The 12,856-nt window shown below is 51.3% G+C and carries 13 protein-coding genes; 6 read left to right on the forward strand and 7 right to left on the reverse strand.

All coding sequences use genetic code 11. The features are described from left to right. The first annotated feature begins 27 nt into the window (after positions 1-27). Together IM290_RS10820 and IM290_RS10825 are read left to right on the forward strand one after the other, a co-directional pair. Positions 28-2,193 (forward strand): type I secretion system permease/ATPase, encoded by a 2,166-nt coding sequence (locus tag IM290_RS10820; protein WP_193042187.1) that lies wholly within the window; start codon positions 28-30, stop codon positions 2,191-2,193. After that, entirely contained in the window at positions 2,190-3,365 is a 1,176-nt protein-coding gene (locus IM290_RS10825; RefSeq protein ID WP_032104109.1) for an HlyD family type I secretion periplasmic adaptor subunit, read from the forward strand. The genes IM290_RS10820 and IM290_RS10825 overlap by 4 nt, the downstream gene beginning before the upstream one ends. Before the next feature lie 33 nt (positions 3,366-3,398). On the opposite strand, the gene IM290_RS10830 is transcribed toward IM290_RS10825, so the two are convergent. Beyond that, complete coding sequence (locus tag IM290_RS10830; protein ID WP_063864007.1) at positions 3,399-4,283, reverse strand: hypothetical protein; 885 nt, start codon at positions 4,281-4,283, stop codon at positions 3,399-3,401. A gap of 285 nt (positions 4,284-4,568) precedes the next feature. Here IM290_RS10830 and IM290_RS10835 point away from each other — a divergent pair, with 285 nt between their 5' ends. Then, positions 4,569-6,026: an EAL domain-containing protein gene (locus IM290_RS10835; protein ID WP_193042186.1), complete on the forward strand. Its 1,458-nt coding sequence runs from the start codon at positions 4,569-4,571 to the stop codon at positions 6,024-6,026. 84 nt (positions 6,027-6,110) lie between these two features. Here IM290_RS10835 and IM290_RS10840 read toward each other — a convergent pair whose 3' ends face one another. The 6 genes from IM290_RS10840 to IM290_RS10865 form a co-directional block, all read right to left on the reverse strand. Continuing rightward, positions 6,111-6,389, reverse strand: a complete 279-nt coding sequence (locus IM290_RS10840; protein ID WP_193042185.1) for a biofilm development regulator YmgB/AriR family protein — start codon at positions 6,387-6,389, stop codon at positions 6,111-6,113. A gap of 23 nt (positions 6,390-6,412) precedes the next feature. After that, positions 6,413-6,712: a hypothetical protein gene (locus IM290_RS10845; RefSeq protein ID WP_032669919.1), complete on the reverse strand. Its 300-nt coding sequence runs from the start codon at positions 6,710-6,712 to the stop codon at positions 6,413-6,415. Between the two features lie 119 nt (positions 6,713-6,831). Then, on the reverse strand, positions 6,832-7,071 hold the full coding sequence (ycgZ, locus tag IM290_RS10850; RefSeq protein ID WP_003857265.1) for a regulatory protein YcgZ: 240 nt from the start codon (positions 7,069-7,071) through the stop codon (positions 6,832-6,834). A 187-nt stretch (positions 7,072-7,258) separates the two neighbouring features. Then, complete coding sequence (locus IM290_RS10855; protein WP_003857263.1) at positions 7,259-7,531, reverse strand: YqjD family protein; 273 nt, start codon at positions 7,529-7,531, stop codon at positions 7,259-7,261. A 143-nt stretch (positions 7,532-7,674) separates the two neighbouring features. Then, positions 7,675-8,298 carry a transporter gene (locus IM290_RS10860; protein WP_193042184.1) on the reverse strand — a complete coding sequence of 208 codons (624 nt, stop codon included), beginning with the start codon at positions 8,296-8,298 and terminating at the stop codon, positions 7,675-7,677. 339 nt (positions 8,299-8,637) lie between these two features. Beyond that, positions 8,638-8,949 carry a hypothetical protein gene (locus tag IM290_RS10865; RefSeq protein WP_047062800.1) on the reverse strand — a complete coding sequence of 104 codons (312 nt, stop codon included), beginning with the start codon at positions 8,947-8,949 and terminating at the stop codon, positions 8,638-8,640. Between the two features lie 606 nt (positions 8,950-9,555). Here IM290_RS10865 and IM290_RS10870 point away from each other — a divergent pair. The 3 genes from IM290_RS10870 (at position 9,556) to IM290_RS10880 (ending at position 12,833) form a co-directional block, all read left to right on the forward strand. After that, positions 9,556-9,831 (forward strand): metal/formaldehyde-sensitive transcriptional repressor, encoded by a 276-nt coding sequence (locus tag IM290_RS10870; protein ID WP_003857256.1) that lies wholly within the window; start codon positions 9,556-9,558, stop codon positions 9,829-9,831. A gap of 32 nt (positions 9,832-9,863) precedes the next feature. After that, positions 9,864-10,982: an S-(hydroxymethyl)glutathione dehydrogenase/class III alcohol dehydrogenase gene (locus IM290_RS10875; protein WP_193042183.1), complete on the forward strand. Its 1,119-nt coding sequence runs from the start codon at positions 9,864-9,866 to the stop codon at positions 10,980-10,982. A 159-nt stretch (positions 10,983-11,141) separates the two neighbouring features. Further along, positions 11,142-12,833 carry a methyl-accepting chemotaxis protein gene (locus tag IM290_RS10880; RefSeq protein ID WP_193042182.1) on the forward strand — a complete coding sequence of 564 codons (1,692 nt, stop codon included), beginning with the start codon at positions 11,142-11,144 and terminating at the stop codon, positions 12,831-12,833. The last annotated feature ends 23 nt before the right edge of the window (positions 12,834-12,856 follow it).

The raw sequence follows: 12,856 nt of genomic DNA on the forward strand, positions 1-12,856 counted from the left end.
TCATCGCCCTGAACAGGACGTAGCATTATGAAGACACATCCACAGTACGAACCCTGGTTGCAGGGCATGCTCATCATCGCGAAATATTATCGGCTGGATTTTTCGGCGGAGCATGTTCGGGTCACGATTAACCATGAAAGCCAGTCTCCACGCCAGCTGGTGCTGGAGGAGATGGCGCGCCAGCTTGGGCTGGGGATGCGTTGGGTGGCGGCGGGAGCCGTAGCGCTCGATCCGTGGCGTTTACCGCTGCTGGCGGAGTTCAGCGGCGGGCAAATTGCGGTCATCAACCGTATGGACAACGAAGGGAACGTCAGCGTGCAGTTTAGCGGCGACGGGGGCCTGGAGACGACGCTGACGCGCGACGAACTCGGTTCGCGGTTAAAGGGGCTGATGGTGCTGCGTCCCCTGGAGTCCACGCCGGATGCGCGCGTGGATGATTACATCAAACCCTATGAGAAAAACTGGTTCTGGCAGCTGGCGCTGAAAGACTGGCGTCGTTACAGCGACATAATGCTGGTGGCGCTGGTCGCCAACGTGCTGGCGCTCTCCGGCATGGTCTTTTCCATGCAGGTGTATGACAGGGTGGTGCCGTCCCAGTCGGAGGCCACGCTGTGGGTGCTGTTTGGCGGTGTGATGATCGCCATCGTGTTTGAATTCATCATGCGCATGCTGCGGGTGCATATTTCGGACGTGGTAGGGAAACGCGCCGACCTGCGTATTTCCGAGCGCGTGTTTGCCCACGCCCTGAGGATTAAAAACGGCGCACGGTCGAAATCGACCGGGTCGTTTATCGCCCAGATCCGCGAGCTGGAGTCGGTGCGGGAGCTGATCACTTCCACCACCATTGCCGCTATCTCCGATCTGCCGTTCTTCCTGCTGTTCGTCTTCATTCTGTGGATGATTGGCGGCCCGCTGGTGCTGGTGGTGCTGCTGGCCGTACCGCTGCTGCTCATTCCCGGCCTGCTGGTGCAGCGCCCGCTGGGAAAACTCTCCAGCGAAGGGATGCGTGAATCGGCGATTCGTAACGCCACGCTGGTGGAAGCGGTGCAGGGGCTTGAGGACATCAAGCTAATGCGCGCCGAGCAGCGGTTCCAGAACCAGTGGAATAACACCAATGACGTTGCCGCGAGCGTCGGCATGAAGCAGCGCTGGCTGACGGGGCTGCTGCTGACATGGACCCAGGAGGTGCAGTCTATCGTCTACGCCGTGGTGCTGCTGGTGGGGTGTTATCTGGTCATCAGCGGCGACATGACCACCGGTGCGCTGGTGGGGACCTCGATTCTGGCGTCCCGCACCATCGCGCCCCTGTCGCAGATTTCCGGCGTGCTCTCCCGCTGGCAGTCGGCAAAGGTGGCCCGCAAGGGACTGGATGACCTGATGCAGCGCCCGATTGACGATCCCCAGCACGGCAAAAAAGTGCATAAAGCCCATCTGCGCGGTGATTATCGGCTGGACGACGTCGGGTTTTATTACGACGAAGAAGAGAAGCTTACCGTGCTGAATATCAGCAAACTGCGCATTCGCGCCGGGGAGCGCGTGGCGGTGCTCGGGCGGAATGGTTCGGGGAAAAGCACCTTGCTGCATCTGCTGGCGGGAATGCAGGAGCCACAGCAGGGCAGCATTTTGCTGGACGATATTGCTCTCAATCATCTTGACCCGGCCGACGTGCGCCGCGACATGCAGTTGCTCAGCCAGCAGGCGCGGCTGTTCTTCGGCTCCGTACGTGACAACATCCTGATGGGTAATCCGCTGGCGACAGACGAGGAAATCCATCAGGCGCTGGTCAACAGCGGCGCGCTGGAGTTTGTGCGCAAGCAGAAAATGGGGCTGAACACCATCATCAATGAGGGCGGAACGGGGCTTTCCGGCGGGCAACGTCAGGCGCTGCTGCTGGCGCGCGCGTTGATCACCTCGCCGAATATTCTGCTGCTGGATGAACCCACCGCCTGGCTGGATGAGGTCAGCGAGAAGCAGTTTATCCAGCATCTGCACCAGTGGCTCGGTAAGCGCCGGACGCTGGTGGTGGCGACGCATCGTCTGCCGATTCTGGACCTGGTTGACCGCATCATCGTCCTGGAAAACGGCAAAGTGGTGATGGATGGCCCTCGTGATGCCATTTTACGCCAGCACGGAATGGCCCCGCAGCAGGCGCCGCAGCGCACGGTTAAACTGAAAACGGAGGGCGTGGCATGAATGATTTCTCCCGCTTTAACAGCCGGCTCAAGGAGCCGCGCCTGCCGCGTTCGTCGCTGGTGGCATGGTCGCTGTTTGCCCTGCTGGTGGTCTTTATTACCTGGGCCAGCCTGTTCCAGCTGGATGAGGTCACGACGGGTAGCGGCAAGGTGATCCCGTCCTCTCACGAGCAGGTGATCCAGTCCCTTGAAGGAGGGATTATTCACAGTCTGATGGTGCGCGAGGGCGATATCGTCGAGCGTGGTCAACAGCTTGCCCAACTGGACCGGACGAAAACCGAGTCCAGCGTGCTGGAGAGCGAGTCTCGATTAAACGCCGCGATGGCGACGGCCGCGCGTCTGAATGCTGAGGTGAACGACACCGGGCTGACATTCCCGGCAGAGCTGGATGACGACGTTGAGTTGGTCAAACAGGAAACGGCGCTTTATCAGTCACGTCGCGAAAGCCTTGAAAAAGGGCTGGCGGGTTTACGCCAGGGAGCAGATCTCGTGCAGCGTGAACTGGCATTAACGCGCCCGCTGGTGACGCAGGGGGCGGCCAGTAAGGTCGAAGTCTTACGCCTTGAACGTCAAAAAAATGAGCTGGAGAGCAAAATCACCGAAATGAAAAACCAGTACTACGTTCGCGCCCGCGAAGAACTGGCAAAAGCGAACGCGGAAATGGAAGCGCAGCGTTCGGTCATGAAAGGACGCGAAGATTCACTCACCCGCTTAACGTTTAATGCGCCGGTGCGTGGCATCGTGAAGGACATTGACGTGACGACGGTGGGCGGAGTGATCCCGCCGAACGGCAAACTGATGAGCCTGGTACCGCTTGATGACCAGATGGTGATAGAAGCGAAAATCTCGCCGCGCGATGTCGCGTTTATCCATCCCGGGCAAAAAGCGCTGGTGAAAATCACCGCCTATGATTACTCCATCTACGGCGGGCTGGAAGGGGAGGTGACGATGATTTCCCCGGATACCCTTCAGGACGAGGTTAAACGGGATGTTTATTATTATCGCGTTTATATCCGTACGGACAGTAACCATCTGACCAACAGGCAGGGCAAGGAATTCCCGGTGTTCCCGGGCATGATAGCCACAGTTGATATCAAAACCGGCAGTAAATCCGTCATTGATTATCTGCTGAAACCGTTGAATAAGGCAAAAGAGGCGCTGCGCGAGCGATAAAAAAGGCGTTCAGCAAACCGAACGCCCGTCAGATCAGAGTGTAGGCGTCATGTTGACAACATGGCGTCGTTCTTTTGGTACCACATTAATGTAATGTGTGACATACGCAAAATATAATCCGGCATAATTTTCGACCAGCTCGATAAAGGCCGGGTAAATTGACATCCGGCCATCGCCGCGATCTTTAAGGTAACCTGCCTCCTGCGCCGATTTGATAATGCGGTTGACGTGGATACGCGAGACGAAAAATTCTTTTGCCAGTGTGCTGGCTGAATACGCTATTATGGCACCGTGTGCTGTTTTGTTTTTAATGGCCTGCAAATAGAGATAGAGCATAATCATTCGGCCACCATCCTTATCAATAAATAAACCCACCTCCGGAAGCACTTTCCTGAATGTTAATCCGCGGAAAAGGTACTCTGCGGCGCGCCGGAAAAAGTTGTGCCTCAAAATGTCATTGTCCAGAAGGTTAACATTAATGTTGAATGTCGGATAAAGAATGCTGACAGGCGTAAATGCCCCAGACATATAGCGTTTCAGCTCATCCAGTCCTTTTTCCGTTGGCGCGATTTTTGTTTTTCGGCGATCTTCGGTACAGCGCCAGGTCTTAATTCGCCCGGTGGTCTTAAGTATGGTGATGATCGCGATAACACTGTTAGGACTGGCGATATTATAGCGGGTACACAGTGCCTTTATCTCTGAAACTGATTCAGCCTGATTACCAAAAACAAAACAACACATTGACAGTATTATGTTGAAGCGTGATTCCTGAAGCATCGTTTTGTAGAACAAGGGTTGTTTTTTATAAATGGCATCATTGATTCTGTAGTGCTCTGTTATAGCTTCACCAAATCGCGGGTTGTTTTTAATAACATCCCTTCGATGTAGCAAAGCCCTGGATGAAATGTGATTATCCATGGCATTTTCTCTTTTTGTCTGGGCCGATAAGATGAAGTGTCCGGTCTTCTTTTTCGGAATTTTCATTATACCTTGTGAAGTGCATATTTACTGTCGTTATATGAAAAGAAAGTAATATTTATGCTGCATATGGATGAGTGGGTTGATTAACGCAAAGATGTTCCCGTGCATAACATTGATAACGGTTTATTAACCAAATGGGGTGCGGTAAAATTATTCAATGCGACAAAGAATATTGGCTTTAATCACATTTGGGAATGATGTTTGCATTCTCAGGAGCAGGTTATGTCTCAAAACTTACCTTTTATGCAAGGTACTTGCTACAAGCAACGATTCGTTATTTCAGCCTGCGGTTTCACCTTCGAGGGGTATAGCCTGCTTCTCAAGTCTCGTGGCGTAAACGTCACGCGGCTCCATTTTGAAGATGATGAAGTTTGCTCAGGTGATGTGCAAAAAATGATGCAAAATCAACAGCCTGATATTTCTGTTTTTCTTGGTCGCGACGTGACTGCCTTTCTTGAAAGCCTGAAACGGTTGGTCTCGGTTCTGAATGCACTGCCGGTTATTTGTAGCGTGACCCTGTATGGTGCAATACCAGAAAGGTGGCTTTATGCCACGCTGAAAAGTCTCGTTAATAATACCAGATCGTTGTCGAGGATCAGGGTGGCGAATATTTCAGAGGTAATGAATTGTGTAGAGAATATTTCTGAAGTACATGCCGATTCGTCACGTTTATTGCGTGAAGGACCTGAGAAAGAAGGTAAGGAAAGCCTGCATGGTTTATCAAAACGTGAATTAATCGTATTGCTGAATTTTTATCGAGGTATTTCGATAAAAGAGCAGTCAGCGAGGTTAGGTTTGTCAGATAAAACCATTTATACTCATCGTAAAGTGGGGTTGGGTAAATTATATCTTATCAGAGTGTGGTTTAGCGATGCACGTGTCTTAAGGGATGAGGTCTGTGCAGTAAAGAACAAAGCGCAGGGGTTTTCGGAAGCAGAAATAAATATATTGCAGGCGTTACATAAGCGGGAAATCTTTGCGGCTTATCAAATTATTACCGATAGCGATAAAAAAGGAGTAGGCTTTGAAATTCTGCTGCGCTGGCATAAAAACGGTCAGGTCCTGAAACCAGGCCAATTTCTGGATGGGATAAAAAATGGCGAAATTTGGCTCAAGCTGACGGCGTTAGTCATTCACGCGGCCGTATCAGGTATCAATAGATACAATGGAAAATATTATTTTTCGGTTAATATTCCTCCTCAACTGGCTGCCGGGAATGCGCTGCCGGGAATGGCGAAAAAAGCCGTTGAAATGTTACTGAAGCCGCAGTGGGCCGGGAAACTTGTCTTCGAATTAGCTGAAACCATTGATGTAACAAAGGATCCAAATATTCCTGTCACTCTCCAGCGTTTACGCGCCGAGGGGTGTCGGCTGTTTCTGGATGATTGCTTTTCCAGAGATTACGCTATGTTACCCATCCGACAGATTAATTTTGATGGACTGAAGCTTGACCGCGATATAGTTGAGCACTTTGTTGCTAACGACAATGACAATAGCATTATTAAAGCGATACAGATATACAGCGACATGACGGGAAGGGAATGCGTTGCGGAAGGCGTCGATAGCGAAGAAAAATTTGAAAAACTTGTCGCATTAGGGGTTAAGCGCTTCCAGGGATATTATCTTTCCCGGGCGGTTAAAGAAGAAGAGCTGGATCGAATGGTACGGCTATTTAGTTAATGGCTTCACTATACTGGTGGTACGACAGACTTAACTCTTCGACCACCAGCAAAAACAGTCACTCACCAGGGCAATAATCTGTTATCAGATATCATCGCGCGTAAAACCGACAACAATTTCAAGCGTGTTTCGAATGACATCGCAGGCTTCGGGCTCCTCGGTAATTTCGAGGGCGTGAATCAGTTGCAGGATAATCTCTTTATTTGAGAGATTGTCACCGGTCAGCATAATACAGCGTATTGCCGAGCCCAACACTTCAACCTCACCACTGAGATGCTTTCCAGCATTAAGAAAATGTTCCGCCAGTCCTTTATCCTGCAGGGCTTCAAAATTATACGTTTGCTGCATAATCGCTTTACTCATGGTGGTCACCGTTTCGGTTAAAATTAGTGTTTCTTGTCTGGGGTCAGAAGCGTGTTGTGAGTAAAGAGAGAGCGCATGCGCCCAATATCATAATCGCCCATCACTCTTCCCCGGTCGTGCGATACGCCGGTTACACGCTGGCGTACTTCATCTTCAGCGGCAATCAATGCATTTTTGCGTTCATCATTTGATTCAACGTTAGCCATCGCCCGCAGGCGACCAGCAAGAGACGCAAAGGTAATAGGTCCGTTCTCTTTCAGTATGGATAATACGGCCTCACCGATAAGGTCATCCTTAAGTCGTTCAAATTTAGTTCTATGCATAGCTTCAATCTCACTCTGCTACACGCAGGAGGCTGTAGCATGGGGTTAGTCATCGCATTCAGGAGCTCTATTCTCACTCAGCATGACTAACTTAGTAAGTTAAAAAAACAGTGTTCAGGTTAACGCTCGAAGAAGAGGGCTATCAGACCGTTATAGTGCGCTTTCTCAACGTCAGACGTTGACTCTTCAATTCTGCGCAACAGCTTTGTACAGATTGTCATTCTGCTCAGTTGTACATTTTCTTTGATGATCTCACTGACGATAGCACCAAGGGTTTCCTGCTGTGTTGGGACGTTATCCTTGTTAAAATACAAGGTGATAGCGCTTTCTGCTGTAGAGGGAGCATGGTTGCGACGCATAATTTTCCACCGTTAACAAACAATTTTGTAACATCAGTGGCATTGAATTTATACTATTCGATCAAATCTGTACATTAAAATTGTACAACTTTTCACGTGGATCGTGTTTTTGTCAGGAAAACTATCAACAATAGGGGGGGAAAGAGCAGGAAAGAGGGGAATAGGAAAGGCCCCGAAGGGCCTGAAATTATTTACGTCCCAGCAGAAGTCCCAGAACGATACCTACCGCACCCGCAGCGATTAAGCCCGTTAAGGGATTGTTTCTGACGGCTTCAGTGACATCCGAGACGGCATCACTGGCCTGGGCAGCATATTTTTTCGCTGCACCTTTCACCTGGTGTTTAGGGGAATCAACGAATTCACCAAACTGCTGCTGCGCAGAGCCGGATAATTCATCAAGTTTGTTTTTGGCTTTATCGCCAGCGTACTGTGCATTTTTATCAGTGTCGAAATCAGACATTCCAGCCTCCTTTTGTTGGTAGTCTAAGGATAGACGCTGATTGCAGGAGTGAGCGAGAATTCGCTGAAATCGACGGCAGATTGACCCTTTTTAGGACATGTCTTTCTTACATGACCACCATAAAGTCCAAAAAATGTCGTTCTCTACGCAGCGCGAAGAGACTGTTTCTGCCGTGCGTGAGTGCGAAAGGTAACGTAATAGCCAAGGGATGCGGCCAGGCACAGCATATAGCCGAATGATTCCGAACCTTCCTCCACGGCGTTTTTCACGACACGCATATAGCCATGCTCCAGGATGTCGTGCCACAGCACCTGCATTCCAAAGAGGCGGGAGAAGACCAGTACAGCCAGCAGGCCGCTCAACATAATGCCGTACCAGGGGGATTGGGTATATTTTGCCAGCTGTACCAGGGTAGCGCGAAAATGCATAACGGGGCGAATTAACGCCAGCAGAGAGGTAATCAGCGCGAACCACACCCAACTCCCATGAGAAATGAGATCAAAAAGCGCGTCCAGTTCACGAATTAGCATTGTCAGGAAAAATCCGCCCACCAGAATATTACAGTAACGCATGGATTCGTCCATTTTCGCCAGACGAAAATGGAGAAAGACAATAGTCGCTAATACCGTTTCCTGCATAATTTCGGTCAGTGATAATTCCGGAATATCATGGCCGACAAACCGCATATCAACCCAAAGACACAGTACAATAAGTGCGCAGGCGGCTGCTGCGCCAACGAAGAATAAAAAGCTCTTTAGTACAATCATTAACACCACCATTTTGTTTGTAGCGAGTATGTTAGGTGACGAGAATGTTATTTCTGTTCACATTGTGCCATATAAGTGCGGATTTTTAACATTTTGAGCTAAATAGGGTTGGTCACGACGAGACGAAAGCGTAAATATCGTCAGCCTCGTCTGTGCTGTTTAGGCGGGCGCTGTCATTACGGAGGGTGCCTTCAGGCAACGGGATGTTAGGGTATTGAGGGACCAGCGAGAGGTGGAAAACACAGCTGCGGAACTATCTTGTCGATGTTTTTTTAAGAACGAACTCTGATAGAGAAAGCGTTCAGTTCCACAAAAAATGCTGTTTCTCCACCCTGGCAATTATTTTTCTTCTGTGTACTCACCTTTTGATTTCAGTTTATCTCTAACAAGGTTGGCGCAACTGGTTGCATTCTGTAAACTCTGATCGTTTACAATAGAGGACCGAGATTTTAAAACTTCGTTGTAAGCATCTTTAACTTTCGGACTGACTGTTGCAGCATAACTATCTGGCGGGAAGTCACCCAAAGGTTCTTTGTCACCGCTTAAGGCCTTAGCGCAAGCATTATTAATTTGGTCATCAATGCTTAATTGATTTGCGTTAGCAGATAACGAAAAAGCTAAAACCAAAGAGGCGAGAACAATTCTTTTCATACTTAGTCATTCCTTAATGATGAAGCGTTGTGATCCGAATTCAATTTGTGAAACCCAATTGTGATAGTAATATTTATCAAAGTGTATAGAAGTTCTATTAGATAAACCGGATCCGAACCAGTTTCAGCAATGTTTTCTGTCCGAACATGCTGTATCCGAGTTATTTTGTTTACTACAGGCTAAATGTTATCAAAGATAAATATATCCAACATGTATTAGTCTATTCTTTTTCGTATTCTTATGACACCTACATTCTTTAGTGGGGGGTAGTGTGCTTGCACAAGTCTTTAAAAGTAGGATTTTTAAGGGAGAATGACGTTGTATGACTTCATCTGTACCACACTTGCATTACACTTAATAACAAGAACAACCAACACGTTAATTTTAAAGGGACAGTGCATGTCTGCCATGGATTTATCCAATCTACTTTTCGCTCATGACGCAACTGATTGCCCACTTCTGGTATATCAGCGAGTCACCAATATTAACTCCAGACGCTGATTTTTCACATTTCCTACGGCTCTACTTAAAACCCACACTAAACTTCATGTTTACATAAAATCGTATTAACAGATACAATACCCCCCTATAGTATCAGGAGGGCGTATGCCGCATTCACCCGAAGATAAAAAACGTATTCTGACCCGCGTCCGCCGCATTCGGGGCCAGGTTGATGCCCTTGAACGCGCCCTGGAATCGGGCGATCCCTGTCTCGCCATTTTGCAGCAAATTGCCGCCGTGCGCGGCGCTGCCAATGGTCTGATGGGGGAAATGGTCGAAATTCACCTCAAAGATGAGCTGGTGACGGGGGAGACCACCCCGGATCAGCGGGCAGTGCGGATGGCGGAAGTCGGCCATTTACTGCGCTCTTATCTAAAATAAACCCACACACCTCACAACAAGGGAAAGACATCATGAAATCTCGCGCAGCTGTCGCGTTCGGCCCAGGCCAGCCGCTGAAAATCGTTGAAATTGATGTTGCTCCGCCGAAGAAAGGCGAAGTGCTGATCAAAATTACCCACACCGGCGTTTGCCATACCGATGCGTTTACCCTGTCCGGTGACGATCCGGAAGGCGTATTCCCGGCGGTGCTCGGCCACGAAGGGGGCGGTGTGGTGGTGGAAGTGGGTGAAGGCGTCACCAGCCTGAAGCCCGGCGACCATGTGATCCCGCTCTACACCGCAGAGTGCGGCGAGTGTAAGTTCTGCAAATCCGGCAAAACTAACCTCTGCCAGGCCGTGCGCGCCACGCAGGGCAAAGGACTTATGCCGGACGGCACCACCCGTTTCTCCTATAACGGCGAGCCCATTTATCACTACATGGGTACCAGCACCTTCAGCGAATACACGGTGTGCGCCGAGATCTCGCTGGCGAAAGTGAATCCGCAGGCCCCGCTGGATAAAGTCTGTCTGCTCGGCTGCGGTGTCACCACCGGTATCGGCGCGGTGCATAATACGGCGAAAGTGAAAGAAGGGGACACCGTGGCGGTGTTCGGCCTGGGCGGGATCGGTCTGGCGGTTATCCAGGGCGCGGTACAGGCGAAAGCTGGGCGTATCATTGCTGTGGATACCAACCCGGAGAAATTTAAGCTCGCAGGTGAGATGGGGGCGACCGACTTTATCAACCCGAAAGACTACGACAAACCGGTTCAGGACGTGATCGTTGAGCTGACCGATGGCGGCGTGGACTTTAGCTTCGAATGTATCGGCAACGTCAACGTAATGCGCTCAGCGCTGGAGTGCTGCCACAAAGGCTGGGGCGAGAGCATCATTATCGGTGTGGCCGGCGCGGGTCAGGAGATCAAAACCCGTCCCTTCCAGCTGGTGACAGGGCGCGTATGGCGCGGGTCAGCATTTGGCGGCGTGAAAGGCCGTACTCAGCTGCCGGCCATGGTTGAAGATGCGATGGTCGGTAAAATTCAGCTTGATCCGTTCATTACGCACCGCCTGCCGCTGGAGCAGATCAACGAAGCCTTCGATCTGATGCACGAAGGAAAATCCATTCGCACCGTTATCCATTTCGGCGACAACTGATTATTCTGCCAGCGGTTTTTTCCGCTGGCATTTCTTCCCAGATCTTCTCTAAAGTGTGACCTGTCCGGCGCTTTTAGACGTAATTTAATTCCCTGGCGTGCCGATGACTCTTTTACAGGCGTGTTATTACGCATCTTACCTATAAGAGAGTCGACGGTCATGGACAACACAACATCGATGCAGGCGCAGCCTAAGCTGAGTTTCTTGCATCACATCCGGCTGGTTCCGCTGTTTTCCTCCATTCTCGGTGGCATTATTCTCCTGTTTGCATTGAGCTCAGGTCTGGCAGGCTATTTCCTGCTCCAGGCCGATAACGATCAGCAGGATGTCACGGCAGAAATCCAGGTGCGCACCGGTCTGTCAAACAGTTCCAACCATTTACGCACCGCCCGTATCAACATGATCCACGCGGGTGCGGCCAGCCGTATCGCGGAGATGGAGGCGATGAAACAAAACATCGCTGAGGCTGAGATCCGCATCAGGCAGTCGCAGGATGGATTTGCCGCCTATATGAAGCGCACCGTTCGTACCCCGGCTGATGAAGCGCTGGATGGCGATCTGAAAGCCCGCTATGACGCCTACATCGCCGGTATGCAGCCGATGCTGAAATATGCCAAAAATGGCATGTTTGAAGCCATTATTAACCACGAAAATGAGACCGCGCGTCCGCTGGACGATGCCTATAACGCGGTGCTGCTGAAGGCGATAAAAATCCGCACCGAACGCGCCAACGCGCTGACGGCACAGGCTCACACCCGCACCCGGCTGGGGCTGATGTTTATGTTCGGCGCGTTTGGCCTTGCGCTGGCGCTGGCGGTGATCACCTTTGTGGTGCTGCGCCGTACGGTGATAAACCCGCTCCAGCGAGCCGCTACGCGTATCGAAAATATCGCAAAAGGCGATTTGACCATGCCGGACGAACCGACCGGACGCAGCGAAATTGGCCGCCTGACGCGCGATCTGCATACGATGCAGCACGCGCTGGTGACAACCGTGGGCACCGTGCGGCAAGGGGCGGAGGAGATCTACCGTGGAACCAGCGAGATCTCCGCGGGTAACACCGATCTATCTTCCCGTACCGAGCAGCAGGCGGCGGCGATTGAACAGACGGCGGCCAGCATGGAGCAGCTCACCGCGACGGTGAAACAGAACGCCGATAACGCGCATCATGCGAGTAAACTGGCAGAAGATGCCTCCGGTAAGGCCAGCCGCGGGGGGCAGATGGTCTCCGGCGTGGTGAAAACCATGGGTAATATTTCCACCAGCTCGAAGAAGATCTCTGAAATTACCGCCGTGATTAACAGTATCGCGTTCCAGACCAATATACTGGCGCTCAACGCGGCGGTCGAGGCGGCGCGTGCGGGTGAACAGGGACGCGGCTTTGCGGTCGTGGCGAGTGAAGTCCGCACCCTGGCAAGCCGCAGCGCGAATGCGGCGAAAGAGATTGAAAGCCTGATTAATGAATCTGTGTCGCTTATCGATCAGGGTTCCGGGGAAGTGGTTGCGGCGGGCAATACCATGAATGAGATCGTCGAGGCGGTTAAACGCGTCACCGATATTATGCTGGAGATTGCAGCGGCGTCCGATGAGCAGAGCCGCGGCATTGTTCAGGTGAGCCAGGCGATTTCCGAGATGGACAAGGTGACGCAGCAGAATGCCTCGCTGGTGGAAGAAGCTTCTGCGGCGGCGGCCTCGCTGGAAGAGCAGGGCGCACGTCTGACGGAGGCCGTTGGCGCGTTTCGTCTCATCGGGGCAGGGGCTGGACGGACTACAGCCCCTGCAACCGCAGCGAAATCCGCGCCTTTAACCCCGGCGGGGGCCGTCTCAGGTGATAACTGGGAAACGTTCTGAGTAAGACAGACCCGCCCTCGCGG

The sequence above is a fragment of the Enterobacter cloacae complex sp. S1 genome, from assembly GCF_014930525.1.
Taxonomy (GTDB): Bacteria; Pseudomonadota; Gammaproteobacteria; order Enterobacterales; family Enterobacteriaceae; genus Enterobacter; species Enterobacter hormaechei_C.